At 59.9% G+C, this 26,825-nt stretch carries 22 protein-coding genes; 8 read left to right on the forward strand and 14 right to left on the reverse strand.

Features of this window, described 5'->3' with window-relative positions; genetic code table 11:
• Positions 1–126: 126 nt before the first annotated feature.
• The 9 genes from sucD to sdhC all read right to left on the reverse strand — a co-directional run bounded on the left by sucD (position 127) and on the right by sdhC (position 11,509).
• Positions 127–1,011: a succinate--CoA ligase subunit alpha gene (gene sucD / locus EPZ47_RS20965; RefSeq protein ID WP_003179236.1), complete on the reverse strand. Its 885-nt coding sequence runs from the start codon at positions 1,009–1,011 to the stop codon at positions 127–129.
• Positions 1,011–2,177 (reverse strand): ADP-forming succinate--CoA ligase subunit beta, encoded by a 1,167-nt coding sequence (gene sucC, locus EPZ47_RS20970; protein WP_007919879.1) that lies wholly within the window; start codon positions 2,175–2,177, stop codon positions 1,011–1,013. The genes sucD and sucC overlap by 1 nt, the downstream gene beginning before the upstream one ends.
• A 196-nt stretch (positions 2,178–2,373) precedes the next feature.
• Entirely contained in the window at positions 2,374–3,810 is a 1,437-nt protein-coding gene (gene lpdA, locus EPZ47_RS20975; protein ID WP_135846547.1) for a dihydrolipoyl dehydrogenase, read from the reverse strand.
• Between the two features lie 111 nt (positions 3,811–3,921).
• Entirely contained in the window at positions 3,922–5,142 is a 1,221-nt protein-coding gene (gene odhB / locus EPZ47_RS20980; protein ID WP_135846548.1) for a 2-oxoglutarate dehydrogenase complex dihydrolipoyllysine-residue succinyltransferase, read from the reverse strand.
• Positions 5,143–5,186: 44 nt separating this feature from the next.
• Positions 5,187–8,018 (reverse strand): 2-oxoglutarate dehydrogenase E1 component, encoded by a 2,832-nt coding sequence (locus EPZ47_RS20985; protein WP_135846549.1) that lies wholly within the window; start codon positions 8,016–8,018, stop codon positions 5,187–5,189.
• Between the two features lie 262 nt (positions 8,019–8,280).
• A complete protein-coding gene (locus EPZ47_RS20990; RefSeq protein WP_024780617.1) occupies positions 8,281–8,985 on the reverse strand; it encodes a succinate dehydrogenase iron-sulfur subunit in 705 nt (234 codons plus the stop codon).
• 11 nt (positions 8,986–8,996) lie between these two features.
• Positions 8,997–10,769 (reverse strand): succinate dehydrogenase flavoprotein subunit, encoded by a 1,773-nt coding sequence (gene sdhA, locus EPZ47_RS20995; protein ID WP_135846550.1) that lies wholly within the window; start codon positions 10,767–10,769, stop codon positions 8,997–8,999.
• A gap of 3 nt (positions 10,770–10,772) precedes the next feature.
• A complete protein-coding gene (gene sdhD / locus EPZ47_RS21000; RefSeq protein WP_014339587.1) occupies positions 10,773–11,141 on the reverse strand; it encodes a succinate dehydrogenase, hydrophobic membrane anchor protein in 369 nt (122 codons plus the stop codon).
• Positions 11,135–11,509 carry a succinate dehydrogenase, cytochrome b556 subunit gene (sdhC, locus tag EPZ47_RS21005; protein ID WP_003179220.1) on the reverse strand — a complete coding sequence of 125 codons (375 nt, stop codon included), beginning with the start codon at positions 11,507–11,509 and terminating at the stop codon, positions 11,135–11,137. Before sdhC ends, sdhD begins: the two co-directional genes overlap by 7 nt.
• Positions 11,510–11,873: 364 nt before the next feature.
• On the opposite strand from sdhC, the gene gltA reads away from it, so the two are divergent.
• Complete coding sequence (gltA, locus tag EPZ47_RS21010) at positions 11,874–13,163, forward strand: citrate synthase (protein ID WP_003172803.1); 1,290 nt, start codon at positions 11,874–11,876, stop codon at positions 13,161–13,163.
• 279 nt (positions 13,164–13,442) lie between these two features.
• On the opposite strand, the gene EPZ47_RS21015 is transcribed toward gltA, so the two are convergent.
• From EPZ47_RS21015 to EPZ47_RS21025, 3 genes are all read right to left on the reverse strand, one after another.
• A complete protein-coding gene (locus tag EPZ47_RS21015) occupies positions 13,443–15,101 on the reverse strand; it encodes a cation acetate symporter (protein ID WP_135846551.1) in 1,659 nt (552 codons plus the stop codon).
• The gene (locus EPZ47_RS21020) at positions 15,098–15,409 is read right to left on the reverse strand and encodes a DUF485 domain-containing protein (RefSeq protein ID WP_072406462.1); all 312 of its coding nucleotides are present in this window, start codon (positions 15,407–15,409) and stop codon (positions 15,098–15,100) included. The genes EPZ47_RS21015 and EPZ47_RS21020 overlap by 4 nt, the downstream gene beginning before the upstream one ends.
• Positions 15,410–15,722: 313 nt before the next feature.
• Entirely contained in the window at positions 15,723–16,577 is an 855-nt protein-coding gene (locus tag EPZ47_RS21025; protein WP_135846552.1) for a glycine betaine ABC transporter substrate-binding protein, read from the reverse strand.
• Positions 16,578–17,006: 429 nt separating this feature from the next.
• Between EPZ47_RS21025 and EPZ47_RS21030 the strand changes: the two genes are divergently transcribed.
• The gene (locus tag EPZ47_RS21030; RefSeq protein ID WP_135846553.1) at positions 17,007–18,305 is read left to right on the forward strand and encodes an alpha/beta fold hydrolase; all 1,299 of its coding nucleotides are present in this window, start codon (positions 17,007–17,009) and stop codon (positions 18,303–18,305) included.
• On the forward strand, positions 18,298–19,086 hold the full coding sequence (locus EPZ47_RS21035) for an MlaA family lipoprotein (RefSeq protein ID WP_135846554.1): 789 nt from the start codon (positions 18,298–18,300) through the stop codon (positions 19,084–19,086). Before EPZ47_RS21030 ends, EPZ47_RS21035 begins: the two co-directional genes overlap by 8 nt.
• Positions 19,087–19,150: 64 nt before the next feature.
• Here the strand turns inward: EPZ47_RS21035 and EPZ47_RS21040 are convergent, their stop codons facing one another.
• Positions 19,151–20,065 carry a DUF808 domain-containing protein gene (locus EPZ47_RS21040; RefSeq protein WP_135846555.1) on the reverse strand — a complete coding sequence of 305 codons (915 nt, stop codon included), beginning with the start codon at positions 20,063–20,065 and terminating at the stop codon, positions 19,151–19,153.
• A gap of 132 nt (positions 20,066–20,197) precedes the next feature.
• Here EPZ47_RS21040 and EPZ47_RS21045 point away from each other — a divergent pair, with 132 nt between their 5' ends.
• Positions 20,198–20,803 carry a TetR/AcrR family transcriptional regulator gene (locus EPZ47_RS21045; RefSeq protein ID WP_135846556.1) on the forward strand — a complete coding sequence of 202 codons (606 nt, stop codon included), beginning with the start codon at positions 20,198–20,200 and terminating at the stop codon, positions 20,801–20,803.
• 133 nt (positions 20,804–20,936) lie between these two features.
• On the opposite strand, the gene EPZ47_RS21050 is transcribed toward EPZ47_RS21045, so the two are convergent.
• Positions 20,937–21,377: a GlcG/HbpS family heme-binding protein gene (locus EPZ47_RS21050; RefSeq protein WP_135846557.1), complete on the reverse strand. Its 441-nt coding sequence runs from the start codon at positions 21,375–21,377 to the stop codon at positions 20,937–20,939.
• Between the two features lie 257 nt (positions 21,378–21,634).
• Here EPZ47_RS21050 and gcl point away from each other — a divergent pair, with 257 nt between their 5' ends.
• The 4 genes from gcl to EPZ47_RS21070 all read left to right on the forward strand — a co-directional run bounded on the left by gcl (position 21,635) and on the right by EPZ47_RS21070 (position 26,742).
• Entirely contained in the window at positions 21,635–23,410 is a 1,776-nt protein-coding gene (gcl, locus tag EPZ47_RS21055) for a glyoxylate carboligase (protein ID WP_135846558.1), read from the forward strand.
• Positions 23,411–23,539: 129 nt separating this feature from the next.
• A complete protein-coding gene (hyi, locus tag EPZ47_RS21060; RefSeq protein WP_135846559.1) occupies positions 23,540–24,322 on the forward strand; it encodes a hydroxypyruvate isomerase in 783 nt (260 codons plus the stop codon).
• Between the two features lie 160 nt (positions 24,323–24,482).
• Entirely contained in the window at positions 24,483–25,373 is an 891-nt protein-coding gene (locus EPZ47_RS21065; protein ID WP_135846560.1) for a 2-hydroxy-3-oxopropionate reductase, read from the forward strand.
• Between the two features lie 85 nt (positions 25,374–25,458).
• Positions 25,459–26,742, forward strand: coding sequence for a glycerate kinase type-2 family protein (locus EPZ47_RS21070; protein ID WP_135846561.1), 1,284 nt, complete (start codon positions 25,459–25,461; stop codon positions 26,740–26,742).
• The last annotated feature ends 83 nt before the right edge of the window (positions 26,743–26,825 follow it).

The raw sequence follows: 26,825 nt of genomic DNA on the forward strand, positions 1-26,825 counted from the left end.
GGCGCCTTGTTTACCCGGGAACCGCGTCGTCTTCATCACGGGCAAGCCTTGCTCCCACAGTGCCAGAAATGACAAAGGCCACCCGAAGGTGGCCTTTGTTGCTGGAACAAAAAAGTCAGCCGAAGCTTACTTCTTCATTTCCCAGCCAGTCAGCTCGGCCAGGGCCTTGCCGATGTCTGCCAGCGAACGCACGGTTTTCACGCCTGCGTCTTGCAGTGCAGCGAATTTCTCGTCTGCAGTGCCTTTGCCGCCAGAGATGATTGCGCCCGCATGGCCCATGCGCTTGCCCGGAGGAGCAGTCACACCAGCGATGTAGGAAACAACCGGCTTGGTCACGTTGGCCTTGATGTAGGCAGCGGCTTCTTCTTCAGCCGAACCGCCGATCTCACCGATCATCACGATCGCTTCGGTCTTCGGGTCTTCCTGGAACAGCTTCAGGATGTCGATGAAGTTCGAACCTGGGATCGGGTCACCGCCGATGCCGACGCAAGTCGACTGACCGAAACCGGCGTCAGTGGTCTGCTTCACAGCTTCGTAAGTCAGGGTGCCGGAACGGGAAACGATACCGACCTTGCCTGGCAAGTGAATGTGACCTGGCATGATGCCGATCTTGCATTCGCCTGGAGTGATCACGCCTGGGCAGTTAGGGCCGATCAGGGTGATACCCAGCTCGTCGCACTTGACCTTGGCTTCCAGCATGTCGATGGTCGGGATGCCTTCGGTGATGCAGACGATCAGCTTGATGCCGCCGAACGCTGCTTCAAGGATGGAATCCTTGCAGAAAGGAGCTGGAACGTAGATCACGCTGGCGGTGGCGCCAGTGGCAGCTACAGCGTCTTTCACAGTGTTGAAGACAGGCAGGCCCAGGTGCTCGGTGCCGCCTTTGCCCGGAGTTACGCCGCCAACCATCTTGGTGCCGTATTCGATGGCTTGCTGGGTGTGGAAACTACCTTGCGAACCGGTAATACCCTGGCAGATAACCTTGGTGTCTTTATTGATCAGGACGCTCATTATTTGCCCTCCGCAGCTTTAACGACTTGTTGAGCAGCGTCGGTCAGGCTGGTAGCAGCGATGATGTTCAAACCGCTTTCTGCCAGTACTTTAGCGCCCAGCTCAGCGTTGTTGCCTTCGAGGCGAACAACAACCGGGATTTTCACGCCGACTTCTTTCACGGCGCCGATGATGCCTTCGGCAATCATGTCGCAACGAACGATGCCGCCGAAGATGTTGACCAGTACTGCGGCGACGTTGGTGTCGGACAGGATGATCTTGAACGCTTCGGTTACGCGTTCCTTGGTAGCACCGCCGCCCACGTCGAGGAAGTTGGCTGGCTTGCCGCCATGCAGGTTGACGATGTCCATGGTACCCATGGCCAGGCCAGCACCGTTGACCATGCAGCCGATGTTGCCTTCCAGGGCTACGTAGTTCAGTTCGAACTTGGCAGCGTGCGCTTCGCGCGGATCGTCTTGCGACGGATCGTGGAAAGTCTTCAGCTTAGGCTGACGGTACATGGCGTTGGCGTCGATGTTGATCTTGGCATCGAGGCAGTGCAGATCGCCGTCGGCCTTGATCACCAGCGGGTTCACTTCCAGCAGCGCCAGGTCGTGATCCTTGAACAGCTTGGCCAGACCTACGAAGATCTTGGCGAACTGAGCAACTTGCTTGCCTTCCAGGCCCAGCTGGAATGCCAGCTCGCGACCCTGGAATGGCTGGGCGCCAACCAGTGGATCGATAGTGGCCTTGAGGATTTTCTCAGGGGTGTCGTGAGCGATTTTCTCGATGTCCACGCCACCTTCGGTGGAAGCCATGAACACGATGCGGCGGCTCGAACGGTCAACGACCGCGCCCAGGTACAGCTCTTTAGCGATATCAGTGCACGATTCAACCAGGATCTTGGTGACTGGCTGACCGTTGGCGTCAGTCTGGTAAGTCACCAGACGCTTGCCCAGCCACTGCTGTGCGAAGGCTTTGGCGTCTTCTTTGCTGCGAACCAGCTTTACGCCGCCCGCTTTACCGCGACCACCGGCGTGAACCTGGGCTTTGACAACCCATTCGCTGCCGCCGATTTTGTCGCAAGCTTCTGCTGCCGCTTCCGGGGTGTCTACCGCGTAGCCGGTGGATACTGGCAGGCCGTACTCAGCGAACAGCTGCTTACCCTGATACTCGTGAAGATTCATGCTTATTACCGTCTTCGTTAGGTACTGCGCATTCGGTGCTGCACCGTTCTGGTGCCGCACCACCTGTGACTGCTGCTTGCGTAGCGTTCCAGTTAACCGGTTCGGCTACGCAAGGCTGCGTCCAGCGGATATTCCGCGGTGAGTCTTGCTCGCAAGGCTCACGACGGGCCATACCGCCGTGGTTTCTTATTGTCTATTAACGCTTCTTGCGGTTGGCCACGTGGATGGCGCCGCCATTTACGGCCAGGGCCGCTTCGTGCAAGGCTTCAGACAGGGTCGGATGGGAGAAGACCATCATGCCCAGATCTTCAGCGCTGGTGCCGAATTCCATACCGATCGCGCCTTGCTGTACCAGCTCGGCAGCGCTTGGACCAATGACGTGAACGCCCAATACGCGATCCGTCTTGGCATCGGCGATCACTTTCACGAAACCACCGGTATCGTTGGCTGCCATGGCACGGCCACTGGCGGCGAACGGGAAGGTGCCGACGTTAACTTCAACGCCTTCGGCTTTCAAGGCCTGCTCGGTTTTACCGACCCATGCGATTTCCGGGTGGGTGTAGATAACCGATGGGATCAGGTCGTAGTTCATCTGGGCTTTGTGGCCCTTGATGCGCTCGACAACCATGATGCCTTCTTCGGACGCCTTGTGCGCCAGCATCATGCCGCGTACCACGTCACCGATGGCGAAGACGCCCGGGACGGCGGTAGCGCACTGGTCATCGACGTGGATGAAACCACGTTCGTCGATCACCACGCCGCTGTCGGCAGCCAGCAGGTCGGTGGTCACCGGACGGCGGCCGACCGCAACGATCAGCTTGTCGAACGTGATGGTCTGCTCGCCATTGGTGTCGGTGTAGTTCACCACGACTTCTTCGCCGTTGACCTTGGAACCGGTCACGCGAGCGCCCAACTTGATGTCCAGGCCTTGCTTGGTCAGGGTTTTCAGCGCTTCCTTGGAAACCGCGGTGTCAGCGGCCATCAGGAAGGTGTCGAGGGCTTCCAGCACGGTCACTTGCGCACCCAGGCGCGACCATACCGAACCCAGCTCGAGGCCGATTACGCCAGCGCCGATCACGCCCAGGCGTTTTGGCACGGTCTGGAATTCCAGGGCGCCCGTCGAATCGACGATCACGTTCTGATCGACCGGAGCCGGTGGAATATCGATCGGACGCGAGCCTGGAGCCAGGATCACGTTCTCGGCTTCGATCACTTCAACCGAACCGTCCGGCTTGGTGACTTCGACTTTCTTGCCGGCCAGCAGCTTGCCGTGGCCCTGGATCGAGGTCACGCCGTTAGCCTTGAACAGGGTGGCAACACCGCTGGTCAGGTTCTTGACGATGCCAGCCTTGCGGCCAACCATCGCTGCGACGTCCATCTTGACTTCGCCGGTGGAGATACCATGGACGTTGAAGCTTTCTTTCGCTTCCTTGTACTTCCAGGAGCTGTCCAGCAGCGCCTTGGATGGAATGCAACCGACGTTCAGGCAGGTACCGCCCAGGGCCAGTTTGCCCTCGCCATCGGTGTATTTCTCGATGCAGGCAGTGCTAAGGCCAAGTTGCGCAGCCTTGATGGCTGCTACGTAGCCGCCAGGGCCCGCACCAATCACTACCACGTCGAATTTCTGAGTCATGAGTCATTCCTTTTCGAATCAAACCGGACGGTCACTTGTGGCGACCGTCGTGGGGACGAAACCGGTTGTTTCAGCAAGAGGCCGGTCAACCGACCGGCCCTCGCGGCGAAATCAGATATCCAGCAGCAGACGCGCCGGATCCTCAAGCAGGTTCTTGATGGTGACCAGGAACGTCACGGCTTCTTTACCATCGATCAGGCGGTGATCGTAGGACAGTGCCAGGTACATCATCGGACGAATCACGACTTGACCGTTGATTGCCATCGGACGCTGGATGATGTTGTGCATCCCCAGGATCGCCGCTTGCGGTGGGTTGACGATCGGGGTCGACATCATCGAACCGAATGTACCACCGTTGGTGATGGTGAACGTACCGCCGGTCATCTCTTCGATGGACAGCTTGCCGTCACGGGCCTTCTTGCCGAAGGTGGCGATGCCGCCTTCGATTTCGGCCAGGCTCATCAGTTCGGCGTTACGCAGTACCGGAACCACCAGGCCACGGTCGCTGGAGACCGCAACACCGATGTCGGCGTAGCCGTGGTAGACGATGTCGGAACCGTCGATCGACGCGTTGACGGCCGGGAAGCGTTTCAGCGCTTCGGTGGCAGCCTTGACGAAGAACGACATGAAGCCCAGGCGTACGCCGTTGTGGGACTTCTCGAACAGGTCCTTGTACTTCGAACGCAGGGCCATGACTTCAGTCATGTCGACTTCGTTGAAAGTGGTCAGCATCGCCATGTTCGACTGGGCTTCTACCAGACGCTTGGCCACGGTAGCGCGAACGCGGGTCATCGGAACGCGTTTTTCAACGCGATCGCCGGCAGCGAACACCGGAGCGGCAGCCGCTGGCGCGGCTGGCTTGGACGGGGCAGCGGCTGGAGCGGCTTTCTTGGCGGCAACGGCTGCAACCACGTCTTCCTTGGTCACACGACCACCCTTGCCAGTACCGGCAACGGAAGCGATGTTGATGCCGTTCTCTTCAGCGATCTTGCGCGCAGCAGGTGCTGCGACTGGATCGTCTTCGCCATCGGCAGCTGGAGCAGCGGCTTGAGCGGCAGCCGGTGCAGCGGCGGCTGGAGCGGCGGCAGCGGCGCCACCCTCTTCGATCGAGCCCAGGACCTGGTTCGACAGAACGGTAGCGCCCTCCTCGGCAACGATTGCGCCCAGCACGCCGTCAGCTTCGGCCAGTACTTCCAGCACGACCTTGTCGGTCTCGATGTCGACGATCAGGTCGTCACGCTTGACGGCCTCGCCTGGTTTCTTGTGCCAGGTGGCAACGGTGCCATCGGCAACCGATTCCGGGAATGACGGGGCTTTGATTTCGATAGCCATTATCTGTGGGTCCTTAAAATTCGGTTTCAGTCAGCGCGAAGGCGTTAAACAGTGAAGGCATCTTGCAGCAGTTTTTCCTGCTGCTCGGCGTGCATCGACGCATAACCACACGCAGGTGCAGCGGAAGCATCACGGCCGGCATATTCCAGGCCCAGGGCCTTGTTATGGTTGCCAATGCTGCGACGCAGGTGATGCTGGCTGCTGTACCACGCGCCCTGGTTCATCGGTTCTTCCTGACACCACACCACGTGGGTGAGGTTGGTGTAAGCCGCGATGGCTTCCATCAGGTCCTCTTCCGGGAACGGATAAAGCTGCTCGATACGCACGATGGCGATGTCTTCGCGGCCTTCGGCACGACGTTTTTCCAGCAGGTCATAGTAGACCTTGCCGCTGCACAGGATCAGGCGAGTCACTTTCGCCGCGTCCAGGGTATCGATTTCCGAAATAACGGTCTGGAAGGAGCCTTCGGCCAGATCCTCGAGCGTAGAGATCGCCAGTTTGTGACGCAGCAGCGATTTCGGTGTCAGCACGATCAGCGGCTTACGCAGCGGACGGATGACCTGACGACGCAGCAAGTGGTAGATCTGAGCCGGGGTCGTCGGTACGCAAACCTGGACGTTGTGCTCGGCGCACAGTTGCAGGTAACGCTCCAGACGTGCCGAAGAGTGCTCCGGCCCCTGCCCTTCATAACCGTGTGGCAACAGCATGGTCAGACCGCAGAGACGGCCCCACTTGTGCTCGCCGCTGGTGATGAACTGGTCGACAACCACCTGGGCACCGTTGGCGAAGTCGCCGAACTGGGCTTCCCAGATCACCAGCGCATTCGGCTCGGTGGTGGAATAGCCATATTCGAACGCCAGGACAGCTTCTTCGGACAGCAGCGAATCGTACAGGTCGAAACGTGGCTGGCCTTTGTACAGGTGTTGCAGCGGGATGTAGGTGCCGGCGTCTTTCTGGTTGTGCAGCGCCGCGTGGCGGTGCGAGAAAGTACCGCGGCCTACGTCCTGGCCGGTGATGCGAATCGGGTGACCTTCGAACGCCAGGGTCGCGTACGCCATGGTTTCAGCGTAACCCCAGTTGATCGGCAGGCCGCCGGCTTGCATCTTCTGCCGGTCTTCGTAGATTTTCGCGACCTGGCGCTGGACCACGAAGCCTTCCGGGATCTCCAGCAGCTTGGCGGACAGTTCTTGCAAGGTCTTGAGATCGAAACGGGTGTCGTGACGCGCAGTCCAGGCATGGCCCAGGTACGGGCGCCAGTCCACGAACAGCTCTTTGTTCGGCTCTTTGACCAGGCTTTTTACAACGTGCAGGCCGTTGTCCAGGGCATTGCGATATTCATCGACTTTTTCCTGGACGCGCGCTGCATCCAGCACGCCACCTTGGGTCAGGCGCTCGGCATACAGCTCACGAGTGGTGCGCTGCTTGGCGATCTGCTGGTACATCAGAGGCTGGGTGCCGCTAGGTTCGTCGGCCTCGTTGTGGCCGCGACGACGGTAGCAGACCAGGTCGATCACCACGTCACGCTTGTACTGCATGCGGTAATCAATGGCCAACTGGGTCACGAACAGCACGGCTTCCGGGTCATCGCCATTCACATGGAGAATCGGCGCCTGGATCATTTTCGCGACGTCGGTTGCGTACTCGGTGGAACGCGAGTCCAGCGGGTTGCTGATGGTGAAACCGACCTGGTTGTTGATCACGATGTGCACGGTACCGCCGGTCTTGAAACCGCGGGTCTGCGACATCTGGAAGGTTTCCATGACCACGCCTTGACCGGCGAATGCCGCGTCACCGTGGATGGAGATCGGCAGCACCTTCTCGCCGGTCGGGTCGTTGCGACGATCCTGACGGGCACGGACCGAACCCTCGACCACCGGGGAAACGATTTCCAGGTGGGATGGGTTGAAGGCCATGGCCAAGTGGACTTCGCCACCTGTGGTCATCACGTTGGACGAGAAACCCTGGTGGTATTTCACGTCACCGGAGCCCAGCTCGACCTTCTTCTTGCCTTCGAACTCGTCGAACAGCTCGCGCGGGTTCTTGCCGAAGGTGTTGACCAGCACGTTCAGACGGCCACGGTGGGCCATGCCGATGACAACTTCCTTGGTGCCGTAGGAACCGGAACGCTGGATCAGCTCGTCGAGCATCGGAATCAGGCTTTCGCCGCCTTCCAGGCCGAAACGCTTGGTGCCCGGGTATTTGGTACCCAGGTATTTCTCCAGGCCTTCACCGGCGGTAACGCGCTCGAGCAAGTGGCTCTTGATGTCGGTGGAGTACGTCGGACGGCCACGAACGCTTTCCAGACGCTGCTGGAACCACTGGCGCTGCTCGGAATCGGTGATGTGCGTGAATTCAGCGCCGATGGTGCGGCAATATGTCTGCTGCAACGCTTCGTGAATTTCGCGTAGGCTCGCTTCCTCTTTGCCGATGAACAGGTCGCCGGCACGGAAGGTCGTATCAAGATCGGCATTGGTCAAGCCGTAATGAGTGATCGACAGGTCTGCAGGTGCAGGACGCTGCCACAGTCCCAGCGGGTCCAGCTGGGCTGCTTGGTGGCCACGCATCCGGTAGGCCTGGATCAGTCGCAGCACTTCAACTTGCTTCTTCTCATGCTCGCTGCTCACACTGCCGGCAGACACCGGTTGAGCGCGGCGCTGGTTCTTTGCCAGCAGCACGAAATGATCGCGAATTGTCGAGTGCGAAACATCAGTGGCAGAGTTACCGTCAGCCGGCAACTTCTGAAAGTAGGTGCGCCATTCTTCTGGCACAGCGTTAGGGTCGTGCAGGTAGAGCTCGTAGAGCTCTTCCACATAGGCAGCGTTACCACCGGAGAGGTGGGCACTGTTCCACATGCGCTGCATCACGCTTTCTTGCATGCTTGGTCACCCTCGATTAGGGGAACACCACCGGCGAAAACACCGAGCAAACTTGCAGAAGTCCGAGTGCAGCGACTAAAACAAGCCACTTAGGATCACGCTGATAGTCCGGGTACCAGCCCGGATGCCCCTGCTTGTCTCATTTCTTCAAAATAAGAACTGCCGCTTTGTGAGCGGCCGTTCTGGTTATAGCCTGAGCGCGGGTTGAAGCCCGCGCCTGGCCTTCTACGGGTACAGCGGTTCTACGGGTACAGCAGCTGAATCACACGCCGCTTTGCAGCAGCATGTTACGTACGTGACCGATGGCCTTAGTCGGGTTCAGGCCTTTCGGGCAGACGTTGACGCAGTTCATGATCCCGCGGCAGCGGAATACGCTGAACGGGTCATCCAGTGCAGCCAGACGCTCGGACGTCTTGGTGTCACGGCTGTCTGCCAGGAAGCGGTACGCTTGCAGCAGGGCGGCCGGGCCCAGGAACTTGTCCGGGTTCCACCAGAAGGATGGGCACGAGGTCGAGCAGCAAGCGCACAGGATGCACTCGTACAGACCGTCAAGCTTCTCACGCTCTTCCGGGGACTGCAGACGCTCGATGGCCGGAGCCGGCGTGTCGTTCTGCAGGAATGGCTTCACCTTCTCGTATTGCTTGTAGAAGATGCTCATATCGACGACCAGGTCACGAATAACCGGCAAACCTGGCAGCGGACGAACGATCAGCTTGTTGCCCTTGACCACCGCGGACAGCGGCGTGATGCAGGCCAGGCCGTTCTTGCCGTTGATGTTCATGCCGTCGGAGCCGCAAACGCCCTCACGGCAAGAGCGACGATAGGAGAAACCCTCGTCCTGCTCTTTGATCAGGGCCAGCACGTCCAGCACCATCAGGTCTTTACCACCGGTATCGACCTGGAAATCCTGCATGAACGGCGCAGCGTCCTGATCAGGGTTGTAGCGATAAACACTGACTTGCAACATGGCGGCCACCCTTAATAAGTCCGAATCTTAGGTTCAAAAGTCGGAACAGTCTTCGGCGAGAAGTTCACAGCACGCTTGGTCACGCGCTTGTCACCCGGGAAGTACAGGGTGTGGCACAGCCAGTTTTCGTCGTCACGATCTTCAAAGTCTTCACGGGCGTGAGCGCCGCGGGACTCTTTACGTACTTCGGCAGCAATGGCGGTAGCTTCAGCCACTTCCAGCAGGTTCTGCAATTCCAGCGCTTCGATACGGGCAGTGTTGAACGCCTGCGACTTATCGTTGATCTTCACGTTGGCAATTCGTTCACGCAATTGCGCCAACTGGGCAATACCCTTCTGCATGTATTCGCCGGTACGGAATACACCGAAGTAGTTCTGCATGCAGTTTTGCAACTCGCGACGCAGGGTCGCCACGTCTTCGCCTTCGGTACGCTCGTTCAGGGCGGACAGACGCGCCAGGGCGGCTTCGATGTTGGCGTCGGTGGCATCGTCGTATTCGATACCTTCGGACAGCGCTTTCTCCAGGTGCAGGCCAGCAGCGCGACCGAAGACCACCAGGTCGAGCAACGAGTTACCGCCCAGGCGGTTGGCGCCGTGGACCGATACACACGCCACTTCACCCACTGCGAACAGGCCAGGGATGATTTCGTCGACGCCTTCGGCGTTCTGGGTGATTGCCTGGCCATGAATGTTGGTGGCAACGCCGCCCATCATATAGTGGCAGGTTGGAACCACTGGAACCGGCGCGACGACCGGATCGACGTGAGCGAAGGTCTTGGACAGTTCGCAGATGCCTGGCAGGCGGCTGTGCAGCACTTCCTCGCCCAGGTGGTCGAGCTTGAGCATCACGTGGTCGCCATTCGGACCGCAACCGTTGCCGGCGATGATCTCTTTAACCATCGAACGGGCAACCACGTCACGACCGGCAAGGTCCTTGGCGTTCGGAGCATAACGCTCCATGAAACGCTCGCCGTGCTTGTTGATCAGGTAACCACCTTCACCACGGCAACCTTCGGTGACCAGTACACCGGCGCCGGCGATGCCGGTTGGGTGGAACTGCCACATTTCGATGTCTTGCACCGGCACGCCAGCACGCAGGGCCATGCCGACGCCGTCACCGGTGTTGATCAGGGCATTGGTGGTGGAGGCATAGATACGACCTGCACCACCAGTCGCCAGTACAGTGGCCTTGGCGCGGATGTAGGTGGTTTCGCCGGTTTCGATGCAGATCGCGATCACGCCGACAAAAGCGCCATCCTGGTTTTTCACCAGGTCGACAGCGTAGTACTCGTTCAGGAACACGGTACCGGCTTTCAGGTTGCCCTGATAAAGGGTGTGCAGTAGCGCGTGACCGGTACGGTCGGACGCCGCGCAAGTACGCGCAGCCTGGCCGCCCTTGCCGTAGTCCTTGGACTGACCGCCGAACGGACGCTGGTAGATACGACCTTGCTCGGTACGCGAGAATGGCATGCCCATGTGGTCCAGCTCGTAAACGGCAGCCGGGCCTTCCTGACACATGTATTCGATAGCGTCCTGGTCACCGATGTAGTCGGAACCCTTGACGGTATCGTACATGTGCCAGCGCCAGTCATCGTTCGGGTCGGCCGAAGCGATGGCGCAGGTGATGCCGCCCTGGGCGGAAACAGTATGCGAACGGGTCGGGAAAACCTTGGTGATCACGGCAGTCTTGTGACCGCCCTGCGCCAGTTGCAGCGCTGCGCGCATGCCGGCACCGCCACCACCAATGATGATGGCGTCGAAAGAAATCGTTGGAATGTTAGCCATGGATCAGATACCCCAGAGAATCTGCACACCCCAGACGAAGTAAGCGAACATCGCAACGCCGCATACTGCCTGGAAGAGGAAACGTACGGCAGTCGCCGACTTGCCGAACGCCATTGGCGTCAGGTAGTCGGTTGCAATGGTCCACATGCCGACCCAGGCGTGAGCGCCCAGTGCGACAAGCGCCAGCAGACTGAAAATGCGCATCCAGTTGTTTGCGAACAGTTCATGCCATTGGGCGTAGCCAATGCCAGGGTTTGCCACGACATATCCGATCAGGAAAATGAAGTAAGCCGCGAGAACGACCGCAGACACACGCTGTGCCATCCAGTCATAGAGGCCCGAACGCGAGAGGTTCGTGACGTTGGTTACCATATCCAGACTCCTGCCAGAACGATCAACACCGCAGACACGGCGATAATGATTTTCGAGCCCAGCTTGCCGCCTTCCAGCGTCTCACCGATGCCCATGTCCATGATCAAGTGGCGCACACCGGCGACCAAGTGATACAGCAAGGCGGACAGGATGCCCCAAATCACTAGCTTGGCTAGCGGACTGGTCAGACACGCTTTCACCTGACCGAAGCCTTCTTCCGAGTCGAGCGACTTGTCCAATGCATAAAGCATGATGGCCAGGCTGACGAAGAGAATGACACCGGAAATTCGGTGAAGAATGGACGTGTAAGCAGTGACTGGGAGTTTGATGGTCCTTAGGTCTAGGTTTACAGGTCGTTGGCTTTTCACGGCTTTTTTTCACACTGAAGAGCCCCTAACAATCAGGGCAAAGTTGTTGGGGCGCGCACTGGTCAGGTACTCACCACCCAGGGAGTGACGACCCCCAAGAAAGCAGGCCCAAAAGCCCCTGGCGGTCGGTGGCCGAGTATAGACAGTTAGGCTACTAATGACAACGCGTTCACCTTCCCCTAATAGCGCATTGCACATATGAGGCAAAAGGCGTAAACGGCAGGTAATTTCGCGGAAAAAGTCCGGTTAAAGCCTTCTGGAGCAAGACTTTAGGCAAATTGACATTCGGATTTATCTCACTATAGTGGTGCGGGCCCTGCGTGGGGGGTCTGTCTGATGATTCCAAGCATTAATAGGAGGCCACATGGCTGACAAAAAAGCGCAGTTGATCATCGAGGGCGCAGCCCCCGTCGAGCTGCCCATTTTAACCGGCACCGTTGGTCCCGATGTAATCGACGTACGGGGCCTGACGGCCACGGGCCGTTTCACCTTTGACCCAGGTTTCATGTCGACCGCTTCGTGCGAGTCGAAAATCACCTATATCGACGGCGACAACGGCATCCTGCTGCACCGCGGCTACCCGATCGAGCAACTGGCTGAAAAATCGGACTACCTGGAAACCTGCTACCTGCTGCTCAACGGCGAGCTGCCAACCGCAGAGCAAAAGGCCCAGTTCGTCAGCACCGTGAAGAACCACACCATGGTTCACGAGCAGCTGAAGACCTTCTTCAACGGCTTCCGTCGCGATGCCCACCCGATGGCTGTCATGTGCGGCGTTGTCGGCGCCCTCTCGGCCTTCTACCACGACTCCCTGGACATCAATAACCCCCAGCATCGCGAAATCTCCGCGATCCGCCTGGTGGCGAAGATGCCAACCCTGGCAGCCATGGTCTACAAGTACTCCATGGGCCAGCCCATGATGTACCCGCGCAACGACCTGACCTATGCAGAGAACTTCCTGCATATGATGTTCAACACCCCGTGCGAGATCAAACCGATCAGCCCGGTACTCGCCAAGGCCATGGACCGGATCTTCATCCTCCATGCCGACCACGAGCAGAACGCCTCCACCTCCACCGTGCGCCTGGCGGGCTCCTCGGGTGCCAACCCGTTCGCCTGTATCGCCGCCGGTATCGCTGCACTCTGGGGCCCGGCCCACGGCGGTGCCAACGAAGCGGTACTGACCATGCTCGATGAAATTGGCGATGTCTCGAACATCGACAAGTTCATCGCCAAGGCCAAGGACAAGAACGATCCGTTCAAGCTGATGGGCTTCGGTCACCGGGTCTACAAGAACCGCGACCCGCGCGCCACCGTCATGAAGCAGACCTGCGACGAAGTGCTCAAGGAACTGGGGATCAAGAACGATCCGCAACTCGAACTGGCCATGCGCCTGGAAGAGATCGCCCTGACCGACCCGTACTTCATCGAGCGCTCGCTGTACCCGAACGTCGACTTCTACTCGGGGATCATCCTCAAGGCGATCGGCATTCCAACCAGCATGTTCACCGTGATCTTCGCCCTGGCGCGGACCGTGGGCTGGATCTCCCACTGGAAAGAAATGCTCTCCAGCCCGTACAAGATCGGCCGCCCGCGCCAGCTGTACACCGGCTACGAGTCGCGTGATATCACCAAGCTGGAAGACCGCAAGTAAGGCCTGCCTTGCAATAAGGTCTTAAGCTGCACCGAAACAGCCCCTGCTTCTTATATAAGAGCAGGGGCTGTTTTGTTTGTGCCCTCTTTGATATCCGCGGTGACTGGTCCGGCGCCTTCGCGAGCAAGCCCGCCCCCACACTGGATCTGTGTACGACGCCAATTCCCTGTGGGAGCGGGCTTGCTCGCGAAGGCGTCATCACTCACACCACAGTTATCACACGCAAAAAAATACCCCAGCCTCTCGACTGGGGTATTTCTTCAAACACTTACCGCTACATCAATGGTTAACCGCCCCACTCGCCCCCAAACCAGTCTGCGAACGCACGAACTGCGGGAAGAACAGCGCCCGCTCGTTTGCGCCTTCAGCCGATTTGTCGGTGATGGAGAAGAACCAGATGCCGACGAAAGCAATGGCCATGGAGAACAGCGCTGGGTATTCATACGGGAAGATCGCCTTCTCGTGACCCATGATCTGCACCCAGATGGTCGGACCGAGCACCATCAGGCCCACGGCACTGACCAGGCCCAACCAGCCGCCAATCATGGCGCCACGGGTGGTCAGCTTCTTCCAGTACATCGAAAGCAGCAGTACCGGGAAGTTGCAGCTCGCCGCGATGGAGAACGCCAGGCCCACCATGAACGCGATGTTCTGCTTCTCGAACAGGATACCCAGGCCGATCGCCAGCACCGCCAGGGCGATGGTGGTGACTTTCGACACGCGAATCTCATCCTTCTCGTTGGCCTTGCCTTTCTTGATCACGCTGGCATACAGGTCATGGGACACCGCCGAGGCACCGGCCAGGGTCAGACCTGCTACCACCGCCAGGATGGTGGCGAAGGCTACGGCCGAGATAAAGCCCAGGAAGATGCTGCCGCCCACGGCGTTGGCCAGATGCACCGCTGCCATGTTGTTGCCACCGAGCAAGGCACCTGCCGCGTCCTTGAAGGCCGGGTTGGTGCTGACCAGCAGGATCGCGCCGAAGCCGATGATGAAGGTCAGGATGTAGAAGTAGCCGATGAAACCAGTGGCATACAGCACGCTCTTGCGCGCTTCCTTGGCGTCGCTCACGGTGAAGAAGCGCATCAGGATGTGTGGCAGGCCAGCGGTACCGAACATCAGCGCCAGGCCCAGGGAGAAGGCCGAGATCGGGTCCTTCACCAAGCCGCCAGGGCTCATGATCGCCTCGCCTTTAGGGTGCACCTTGACCGCTTCGGCAAACAGCATGTTGAAGTCGAAGTTGACGTGTTTCATGACCATCAACGCCATGAACGAAGCACCCGACAGCAACAGCACCGCCTTGATGATCTGTACCCAGGTGGTCGCCAACATACCGCCGAACAGCACGTAGAGGCACATCAGGACACCCACCAGGATCACCGCGACGTGGTAATCCAGGCCGAACAGCAGTTGGATCAGCTTGCCGGCACCAACCATTTGCGCGATCAGGTAGAACGCCACCACGACCAGCGAGCCGCAGGCGGACAGACTACGGATCTGGGTTTGCCCCAGGCGATAGGACGCCACGTCGGCAAAGGTGTATTTACCCAGGTTACGCAGGCGCTCGGCGATCAGGAACAGAATGATCGGCCAACCCACCAAAAAGCCGATGGAGTAGATCAGACCATCGTAGCCAGAGGTAAACACCAGGGCGGAAATACCCAGGAAGGACGCCGCCGACATGTAGTCGCCCGCGATGGCCAGGCCGTTCTGGAAGCCGGTGATCTTGCCGCCGGCCGCATAGTAGTCGGCCGCCGAGTTGTTTTTCTTGGACGCCCAGTAGGTGATGTATAAAGTCGCGCCGACGAAGGCCACGAACATCAGGATAGCCGCGACGTTGAGGGGTTGTTTCTGCACGGCACCGGTCAAGGCTTCAGCCGCCCAGGCGCCCGGTGCGAACGCTGCGATGCTCAATAGAGCCAGTAGACGCCGGATCATTGCTGAGCCTCCTTGAGAATCGCATTGTTCAGGTCGTCGAACTCACCGTTTGCGCGCCGCACGTAGATACCGGTCAGGACGAAGGCCGAGAGAATCAGGCCGACTCCGATGGGAATACCCCAGGTGATGGTGGACTCAGGCGTGATCTTGGCCCCGAGAATGTGTGGCCCATAGGCGATCAGAAGAATGAAGCCGGAATACAGCCCAAGCATGATCGCCGAGAGAATCCAGGCGAACTTTTCCCTTTTTCTCACCAGCTCCTTGAAGCGCGGGCTGTTTTGAATCGAGAGGTAAATGCTGTCGTTCATTGTTTTTATCCTCGCAGCACAGATTTAAGTTGGAACAACCCTACTCTATGCGGCTCAAGGCCAGGTTCCAGACGACCTTAGTATTAGAACGACATGACGGACTCGCCAGTTTCCCGCAAAACTTTCGCAATCCCCTGTGGGAGCGGGCTTGCTCGCGCATGCGACCTGCCTGTGAATCCGCTGCTGGCTGACCCACCGCTTTCGCGAGCAAGCCCGCTCCCACAGGGGTTTGCGCAAGCTGAAAAACTGCAGGCACAAAAAAACCGCATGACGCAAAGTCATGCGGTTTTTCCGAACAGCTAAACCAGGCCGATTACTTGCCGGTCCACTCCTTCACGCGGTCCGGGTGCTTGGCAACCCAATCCTTGGCTGCGGCTTCAGGCTTGGCACCCTCCTGGATCGCCAGCATGACTTCGCCGATTTCGTCTTTCGAGGACCATTGGAATTTCTTCAGGAAGGCGACCACTTCAGGCGCCTTGGCCTCCAGTTCCTTGCTGCCGATGCTATTCACGGTTTCAGCCGCGCCATAGACGCCTTTCGGGTCTTCCAGGAAGCGCAGTTTCCACTTGGCGAACATCCAGTGCGGCACCCAACCGGTGACAGCGATGGATTCGTTTTTCTTCTCGGCACGGGTCAGCTCGGCAATCATGCCGGCGCCGGAACTGGCCTTGAGTTGATAACCGGTCAGGTCGTAATCCTTGATAGCCTGTTCGGTCTTGAGCATCACACCTGAACCGGCGTCGATGCCGACAATGCGATTTTTGAAGCTTTCATCGGTCTTGAGGTCAGCCACGGACTGGGCCTTGACGTACTCCGGCACGATCAGGCCGATTTTTGCGTCCTTGAAGTTGGGGCCATAATCGACCACTTGATCCTTGTTCTTGGTCCAGTAGTCGCCGTGGGTGACGGGCAACCAGGCCGAGAGCATTGCATCGAGCTTACCGGTGGCTACGCCCTGCCACATGATCCCGGTCGCGACGGCTTGCAGTTTCACGTCATAGCCGAGTTTCTGCTTGATGACTTCGGCCGCCACGTGGGTGGTCGCGACGCTGTCGGACCAGCCGTCAACGTAACCGATGCTCAGGGTTTTGGTTTCGGCGCTGGCCAGGGTGGAGCTGATCGCCAGTACCAGTGCGGCACCTGCGCCCAAGAGTCGTCGCATCTTCATCGTTACTTCCCCGAAAGTGCTGCGCCCGGCGGATGCCGAGCAGCGTCAACGTATTGTTATGGTGCACAGCGCCCCCATCACGCCCGCCTGCAAACCGGCCCGAACGCCAGTGGAGTACTGACCTGTCGATCATCAACCTGCGCCGATATGGAACCTGCTCTGCCTGCGACGTCCAGGCAACGAGAAACGACATCAGAAAGCCAGTAGACGATTTCGGCTGTCTTCGCCACTTATCCCGTCCGAATCTTGCGCAGCCCAATTCCCCGAGTCATCAGATAACTATCCGCTACTGCGCGCGAACGTGTATCGTCCCGCTACTATTATCGCGCCCCGTCCGCGCCTGTTTTGTGTCCGTCATGGCACTTGGCTCTGCTTCGGTGGTCATAGGCTGCGAACCTCATTCGGCACCTTCCTCTTAGGGATCTCGTCATGCTCCGTTCCTTGCGCTTCGCTGCCTTCGCCGGCGGCCTTATTCTGAGTGCGTCCGCGCTGGCGGTGGATATCGATGCCGCCAGCTACGGCTACCCCCTGACCAACCCGTTCGAGGCGACCATCGCCACCACGCCGCCGGACCTGCGCCCGGAGCTGCCAGCGATCGAGGACATCAATCAGGCGGATCACAGCCTGACCCTGCGCCCGGAGCGCGAGTTCATCCTGCCGGACAACTTCTGGCCGGTGAAAAGCCTCACCTACCGCATGGCCACCCAGGATAAACCCGCGCCGCTGATCTTCCTGATCGCCGGCACCGGTGCACGCTACGACAGCACCCTCAACGAATACCTCAAGCAGCTTTACTACAAGGCCGGCTACCACGTGGTGCAGCTGTCATCGCCCACCAGCTTCGACTTCATGAGTGCCGCTTCGCGCTTCGCCACGCCGGGTATTTCCAAGGAAGATGCCGAGGACATGTACCGGGTGATGCAGGCCGTGCGCGCGCAGAACCCGAAACTGCCGGTGACCGAGTATTACCTCACCGGCTACAGCCTCGGCGCCCTGGACGCAGCCTTCGTCGCGCACCTGGACGAAACCCGACGCAGTTTCAACTTCAAGAAAGTGTTGCTGCTGAACCCACCGGTGAACCTCTACACCTCGATCACCAACCTGGACAAACTGGTCCAGACCGAGGTCAAGGGCATCAACAACACCACCACCTTCTATGAACTGGTGCTGAATAAGCTGACCCGCTACTTCCAGCAAAAAGGCTACATCGACCTCAACGATGCCCTGCTCTACGACTTCCAGCAGTCCAAGCAACACCTGAGCAACGAGCAGATGGCGATGCTGATCGGCACCTCATTCCGTTTCTCGGCAGCCGACATCGCCTTCACCTCGGACCTGATCAACCGTCGCGGCCTGATCATCCCGCCGAAATTCCCGATCACCGAAAGCACCAGCCTGACACCGTTTCTCAAGCGCGCGCTGCAATGCGACTTCGACTGCTACCTGACCGAGCAGGTGATCCCGATGTGGCGTGCGCGCACTGACGGCGGCAGCCTGTTGCAACTGGTCGACCAGGTCAGTCTGTACGCGCTGAAGGATTACCTGCAGGCCAGCCCGAAGATTGCCGTCATGCACAATGCCGATGACGTGATCCTTGGCCCAGGCGACCTGGGCTTCCTGCGCAAGACCTTTGGTGACCGCTTGACGGTTTACCCACTGGGCGGTCACTGCGGCAACCTTAACTACCGCGTCAACAGCGACGCCATGCTGGAGTTCTTCCGTGGCTAAATATCTCCTGCTTATCGCTGCGTTAATGAGTGCCGGCATGGTCCACGCCGATAACAGCAAGGCCAACGCGCCTGTGGTGGTGGATTCCGACGGTTTCAAGGAGCCGCTGAGCAAGCTCAAGTTCAACCCGGGGTTGGACCAGCGCGAGTTCGAACGCTCGACCCTCAACGCCCTGAACGTCTATGACCCGCTGGAATCCTGGAACCGTCGGGTCTACCACTTCAACTACCGCTTCGACCAATGGGTATTCCTGCCCGTCGTTGATGGCTACCAATACATCACCCCAAGCTTCGTGCGCACCGGAGTGAGCAACTTCTTCAATAACCTTGGGGACGTGCCGAACCTGATGAACAGCCTGCTGCAATTCAAGGGCAAGCGTTCGATGGAAACCACGGCGCGACTGCTGCTCAACACCACCGTTGGCATCGCCGGCCTGTGGGACCCGGCCACCGCCATGGGCCTGCCGCGCCAGAGCGAAGACTTCGGCCAGACCCTGGGTTTCTACGGTGTACCCGGTGGCGCGTACTTCGTACTGCCGATCTTCGGTCCGTCGAACCTGCGCGATACCTCGGGCTTGCTGGTGGACTACACGGCCGAATCGGCGATCAACTTCCTGAACGTCTCCGAAGTCAGCGGCAACCACCCGGAGCTGCTGCTCCTGCGCGCCGTGGACAAGCGCTACCAGACCAGCTTCCGCTATGGCCAGCTGAACACGCCGTTCGAGTATGAGAAGGTGCGTTACGTGTACACCGAGTCGCGTAAGTTGCAGATTGCCGAGTAAGCCAACACAAAACCAATGTGGGAGCGGGCTTGCCCGCTCCCACAGTTTTAATGCGTTGTCTGGGTTAGCCTTTCAGCGCCTTCCAGACTTTGCCGACCGCCAGCACACCCACCAACACCGCTGCCCCCGCGACGATCCCCGCCACCGCATTGAGCAACATCGGCACGATAAACCCAGCGCCGCCGGCACTGGCTGCCACGCCTTCGATCCAGTGATGCACCACCGGCACACCATGGGTGAGGATGCCGCCGCCCACCAGGAACATCGCCGCCGTGCCGATCACCGACAGGCTTTTCATCATGTAGGGCGCGGCACGCAGGATGGCGCCGCCGATGCTTTTGGCGGCTTGTCCTGGCTTCTGTGTCAGCCAGAGGCCCAGGTCATCGAGCTTGACGATGCCGGCCACCAGGCCGTAGACACCAACGGTCATGACGATGGCGATGCCCGACAACACGATTACCTGCTGGGTCAGCGGCGCATCGGCGACGGTGCCGAGGGTAATGGCGATGATTTCCGCTGAAAGAATAAAGTCAGTGCGTACCGCGCCTTTGATCTTGTCCTTTTCAAAGGCCACCAGATCGACCGCCGGATCAGCCACGGCCTCGACCAGTTGCGCATGTTCAGCCTGGTCTTCGGCCGGGCTGTGGAGGAACTTGTGGGCCAGTTTTTCGAACCCTTCGAAACACAAGTAGGCGCCACCCACCATCAACAACGGCGTCACCAGCCATGGCACGAAAGCGCTGATCGCCAGCGCCGACGGCACCAGGATCAACTTGTTGATAAACGACCCCTTGGCCACTGCCCAGACCACCGGCAGCTCCCGCTCGGCACGCACACCAGAGACTTGCTGGGCATTGAGCGCCAGGTCATCGCCGAGTACCCCGGCGGTTTTCTTGGCGGCCATCTTGGTCATCAACGCAACGTCGTCGAGCACGGTGGCGATATCGTCGATCAATACCAGCAAACTGCTTCCGGCCATGGAGGGGCTCCTTGAATAATAATGCTGCGCAGCATACCGCGAGCGGCGGTGCCATGGGGGCATTCTTGAGCGCCGCGCGAGGCCGGTGCTACCATGCGCCACCGCCAGAACAGGCAAGGAACCCCTGGGTTTATGAGCACTATCCGCGAGCGCAACAAAGCATTGATCCTGCGTGCCGCCAGCGAGGAATTTGCCGACAAGGGCTTCGCCGCGACCAAGACCAGCGACATCGCGGCCAAGGCCGGCCTGCCCAAACCCAACGTCTATTACTACTTCAAATCCAAGGAAAACCTCTACCGCGAGGTCCTGGAAAGCATCATCGAACCGATCCTCCAGGCCTCGACACCGTTCAATGCCGACGGCGTGCCGGGTGAAGTGCTGAGCAACTACATCCGCTCCAAAATCCGCATCTCCCGCGACCTGCCCTTCGCCTCGAAAGTCTTCGCCAGCGAAATCATGCATGGCGCCCCCCACCTGAGCCCCGACCTGGTGGAGCAACTCAACGCCCAGGCCCGGCACAACATCGACTGCATCCAGACCTGGATCGACCGCGGCCAAATCGCCCCGATCGACCCCAACCACCTGATGTTCAGCATCTGGGCCGCGACCCAGACCTATGCCGATTTCGACTGGCAGATCAGCGCGGTGACCGGCAAAGCGAAGCTCGATGAAGCGGATTATGAAGCGGCGGCACAGACGATTATTCGGTTGGTGTTGAAGGGGTGTGAGGTGAGCTGAAAGACTGTGGTGAGCCCATTCGCGAGCAAGCCCGCTCCCACAGGGGATTTGCTGCGTTCAGACATTTTGTGTCCATCACCGAACCTGTGGGAGCGGGCTTGCTCGCGAAGGCGCCAATCCACTCACCGCAAATTCAAGCAGTAGCCCCCGCATCTGCCAGCAACCCCACCCCCTCCACAGCCCTGACCGCCACCTGCTCATCAAGGTCCGAAACATCCCCACTGACACCAATCGCCCCAAGCACTTTCCCATCCTGGTCCCTGATCAACACCCCACCCGGTGCCGGCACGACGCTGCCCTGACCCACCCCATTCAAAGCCGCAAAGAACGCTGGGCGTTGCTGGGCGTCCTGGGCCAACAGGCGTGAGCCTTTGCCCAAGGCGATGGCGCCCCAGGCTTTGCCGATGGCGATTGGTGGGCGAAGCAGGCTGGCGCCGTCTTCGCGCTGCAAGGTGATCAGGTGTCCGCCGCTGTCGAGGACCGCGACGGTCAGCGGTGCAGCGCTGACTTCACGACCTGCGGCTAGGGCCTGCCCCGCCAGGCCAAGGGCGACTTTCAAGGTTAGAGCGCTCATGGGTGCTGTCCTTCTTTTGTTATGGGAGAGCCTTATGGGTTTCGCTTTCGGCAAAACCGGATGCAACAAATAGAACACAACAAACTACATTTTTGTATACAAAAATCGCCGTTACCGACATAAATCATAGGATCTTAGGCCTTCCGACGAATGAAGCAGGCACTTGAGGAAAGGGATTGACCTGTCCAGCCAGCCGTGAATACACTCGACACACCAGCCACTTGTATACAATTACAAAACGTAAGAGGCACAAAACAATGAGCAAAATGAGAGCAATCGAAGCCGCCGTCCTGGTGATGCGCCGTGAAGGCGTGGACACCGCCTTCGGCATCCCGGGTGCTGCTATCAACCCGCTGTACTCTGCCCTGCAAAAGGTCGGCGGCATCGATCATGTCCTCGCTCGCCACGTTGAAGGCGCCTCGCACATGGCCGAGGGCTACACCCGCACCAAGGCCGGCAACATCGGCGTGTGCATCGGCACCTCGGGGCCGGCCGGCACCGACATGGTCACCGGGCTCTACAGCGCATCGGCCGACTCGATCCCGATCCTGTGCATCACCGGGCAAGCGCCCCGCGCCCGACTGCACAAAGAAGATTTCCAGGCTGTGGATATCACCAGCATCGTCAAACCGGTGACCAAGTGGGCAACCACCGTGCTGGAACCAGGCCAGGTGCCGTACGCATTCCAGAAAGCCTTCTATGAGATGCGCTCTGGCCGTCCAGGTCCGGTGCTGATCGACCTGCCCTTCGATGTGCAGATGGCCGAGATCGAATTCGACATCGACACCTACCAGCCATTGCCGCTGGCCAAACCCGCCGCCAACCGCGCGCAGGTCGAAAAGGCCCTGGCGATGCTCAATCAGGCGGAGCGCCCGCTGCTGGTGGCCGGTGGCGGCATCATCAACGCCGACGCGAGCGAACTGCTGGTGGAGTTCGCCGAGCTGACCGGCATTCCAGTCATTCCTACATTGATGGGCTGGGGCACTATCCCCGACGATCACCCGCTGATGGTCGGCATGGTCGGCCTGCAAACCTCCCACCGCTACGGCAACGCCACGCTGCTCAAGTCGGACGTGGTGTTGGGCATCGGCAATCGGTGGGCCAACCGTCATACCGGTTCGGTGGAGGTCTACACCGAGGGTCGCAGGTTCATTCATGTGGACATCGAGCCGACCCAGATCGGCCGGGTGTTCACCCCCGACCTGGGTATCGTTTCCGACGCGGCTTCGGCGCTGGCGGTGTTCATCGAAGTGGCCCGCGAATGGCAAGTCGCCGGCAAGTTGAAAGACCGCAGCGCCTGGTTGCAAGACTGCCAACAGCGCAAGGCCAGCCTGCAGCGCAAGACTCACTTCGACAACGTGCCGGTCAAGCCACAGCGGGTGTACGAAGAAATGAACCAGGTGTTCGGCAAGGACACCTGCTACGTCAGCACGATCGGCCTGTCGCAGATCGCCGGGGCGCAGTTCCTCCACGTGTATAAGCCGCGCCACTGGATCAACTGCGGCCAGGCAGGCCCATTGGGCTGGACCATTCCCGCCGCGCTGGGGGTGGTCAAGGCCGATCCGAGTCGCAAGGTCGTGGCGCTGTCGGGTGACTATGATTTCCAGTTCATGATCGAAGAGCTGGCGGTGGGTGCGCAGTTCAAGCTGCCGTATATTCACGTCGTGGTGAACAACTCCTACCTGGGGCTGATTCGCCAGGCCCAGCGCGGGTTTGACATGGACTACTGCGTGCAACTGTCCTTCGACAACCTCAATGCACCGGAGCTCAACGGTTATGGCGTGGACCACATCGCCGTGGCCGAAGGCCTGGGATGCAAGGCGCTGCGGGTGTTCGAGCCGTCCGGCATCCAACCGGCGCTGCGCCAGGCCCAGGCGATGATCGAGGAATTCAAGGTGCCGGTGATTGTCGAGATCATCCTGGAGCGGGTCACCAATATCTCCATGGGCACCGAGATCAACGCCGTCAACGAGTTCGAAGACCTGGCGCTGGTGGGCAACGATGCACCGACAGCCATTTCGCTACTTGACTGACATCCCAATGTGGGAGCGGGCTTGCTCGCGAAGACGGCTTCAGATCCAACAAAGATGTCGGCTGACACACCGCTTTCGCGAGCAAGCCCGCTCCCACAGGGGCCTGCCAACTATCTACAGGAGACCACCATGCCACGCTTTGCAGCCAACCTGTCCATGCTGTTCACCGAGCTGGATTTCCTCGCCCGTTTCGAAGCCGCCGCCAAGGCCGGTTTCACAGGCGTCGAATACCTGTTCCCTTACGACTACAGCTCCGCCGAGCTCAAGGCGCTGCTCCAGGCCCATGGCCTGACCCAAGTGTTGTTCAACCTGCCGGCCGGCGACTGGGCCAAGGGCGAGCGCGGCATTGCCTGTCTGCCGGACCGGGTTGAAGAGTTCCGCTCGGGCGTTGACCTGGCGATCGCTTATGCCCAGGTGCTGGGCAACACCCAGGTCAACTGCCTGGCCGGGATTTGTCCGCAGAACTGCGATACGGCCCTGGTGGAGAAAACCTTCGTCGCCAACCTGAAATACGCCGCCGAGAAGTTGCAAGCCAAAGGCATCAAGCTGGTGATGGAGGCCATCAACACCCGCGACATCCCCGGCTTCTACCTGAACAACACCGCCCAGGCCCTGTCGATCCGCGAGCAGGTGGGCAGCGCCAACCTGTTCCTGCAATACGACATCTACCACATGCAAATCATGGAAGGTGACCTGGCCCGAACGCTGTCGGCGCACTTGGGCGAGATCAACCACGTGCAACTGGCCGACAACCCGGGGCGCAACGAGCCGGGCACGGGCGAGATCAACTATCACTTCCTGTTCGAACACCTGGACCGCATCGGCTACCAGGGCTGGGTCGGCTGCGAATACAAGCCACTGACCAGCACCGAAGCGGGATTGGGCTGGTTGAAAACCCATAACGCGATCTGACCCAACTCTTTCCTAATGTGGGAGCGGGCTTGCTCGCGAAGGCGGTGTACCAAACCGCATCTTCGTGAGCTGACACACCGCCTTCGCGAGCAAGCCCGCTCCCACAGGAAAGCAGTTCCCCATTTGCTTGAAACAGCGATAAAAACAAGAGGATTTTCCCATGGCTAAAATCGGATTCATCGGCACCGGCATCATGGGCCACCCCATGGCATTGAACCTGCAAAAGGCCGGTCACAGCCTGTTCCTGTCCCAGCACCACGACGCGGCCCCGGCCGACCTGCTGGCCGGTGGCGCGGTGGCGTTGGCCAACCCGAAGGAAGTGGCCCAGGAAGCCGAGTTCATCATCGTCATGGTTCCGGACACCCCGCAGGTCGATGATGTGCTGTTCCGCGCCGATGGCGTGGCAGCCGGTGTGAGTGCGGGCAAGGTGGTGATCGACATGAGTTCGATCTCCCCCACCGCCACCAAGGCGTTCGCGGCGAAGATCAATGCAAAAGGCGCGCAGTACCTCGACGCCCCGGTGTCCGGCGGTGAAGTCGGCGCCAAGGCCGCGACGCTGAGCATCATGGTCGGTGGCGACAGCGCCGCCTTCGAGCGTGCCCTGCCGCTGTTCCAGGCCATGGGCAAGAACATCACCCTGGTGGGCGGCAACGGCGACGGTCAGACGGCGAAAGTGGCGAATCAGATCATCGTCGCCCTGAACATCCAGGCCGTGGCCGAAGCCCTGTTGTTCGCCGCGAAAAACGGCGCCGACCCGGCCAAGGTCCGCGAAGCGCTCATGGGCGGCTTCGCTTCATCGAAGATCCTGGAAGTGCACGGCGAGCGCATGATCAAGGGCACCTTCGACCCGGGTTTCCGCATCAGCCTGCACCAGAAAGACCTGAACCTGGCCCTGCAAGGCGCCAAGGAACTGAACATCAACCTGCCCAATACCGCCAACGCCCAGCAAGTGTTCAGCACCTGCGCGGCCATTGGCGGCAGCAATTGGGACCACTCGGCGCTGATCAAGGGGTTGGAGCATATGGCCAATTTCTCCATCCGCGACAAATAAGCCCTGCACTACCCCCTGTGGGAGCGAGCTTGCTCGCTCCCACAGGGTCCGCATCAACGCTAAGAATAAAAATCGGGAGCCCGCCATGTCGGTCGATCCGCAACAACTGCTCCGCGAGCTGTTTGCCACAGCCATCGACGCGGCCCATCCGCAGCACGTCCTTGAACCCTATCTGCCCAGCGATCGCAGTGGCCGGGTGATCGTCATCGGGGCCGGCAAGGCCGCCGCCGCCATGGCGCAAGTGGTCGAGCGTTGCTGGCAGGGCGAAGTCTCTGGCCTGGTGGTGACCCGCTACGGCCATGGGGCGCCCTGCCAGAAAATCGAAGTGGTCGAAGCCGCCCATCCGGTGCCCGACGCCGCTGGCCTGGCCGTGGCCCAGCGGGTGCTGGAAATGGTCAGCCATCTCAGCGAAGACGACCGCGTCATCTTCCTGTTGTCTGGCGGCGGTTCTGCCCTGCTCGCCTTGCCCGCCAAAGGCCTGACCCTGGCCGACAAACAATCGATCAACAAGGCCTTGCTCAAGTCCGGCGCCACCATCGGCGAGATGAACTGCGTGCGCAAGCATCTCTCGGCGATCAAGGGCGGGCGCCTGGGCAAAGCCTGCTGGCCGGCGACGGTCTATACCTATGCGATTTCCGACGTACCGGGCGACCTCGCCACGGTCATCGCCTCCGGCCCCACCGTGGCCGACCCGAGCACGTCGGCCGAAGCCCTGGCGATCCTCAAGCGCTACCAGATCGAGGTGCCGGCCTCGGTGCACCGCTGGTTGCAAAGCCCGGAATCGGAAACCATCAAACCCGGCGACCCGAGCCTGGCCCGCAGTCACTTCCAGCTGATCGCCCGCCCGCAGCAATCACTGGAAGCGGCCGCGGTGAAAGCCCGTCAGGCCGGTTTCAGCCCGTTGATCCTCGGCGACCTGGAAGGTGAATCCCGGGAAGTGGCGAAAGTCCACGCCGGCATCGCCCGGCAAATCGCCCTGTACGGCCAGCCACTGGCGGCACCGTGCGTGATCCTGTCCGGCGGCGAAACCACAGTCACCGTGCGCGGTGATGGCCGTGGCGGACGCAACGCCGAGTTCCTGCTGAGCCTGACCGACAGCCTCAAGGGCCACCCCGGCATCTACGCACTGGCCGGTGACACGGACGGCATCGACGGTTGCGAAGACAACGCCGGCGCCCTCATGACCCCGGACAGCTATCGCCGCGCCGCCGAGCTGGGCCTGAGTGCCAGCGATGAGCTGGATAACAACAATGGCTACGGCTACTTCGCCGCGCTGGATGGGTTGATTGTCACTGAACCGACCCGCACCAACGTCAACGACTTTCGCGCCATCCTGATTCTCGAGAGCCCCAGGCATGACGCCTGTTGACCCATTCGTGGTGCATCGGAAGGTTGATCTAGCGCCTGTTCTGTCCTCATCGCGAGCAAGCCCGCTCCCACAGGTTATTTGTT

The organism is Pseudomonas viciae (assembly GCF_004786035.1).
GTDB lineage: Bacteria > Pseudomonadota > Gammaproteobacteria > Pseudomonadales > Pseudomonadaceae > Aquipseudomonas > Aquipseudomonas viciae.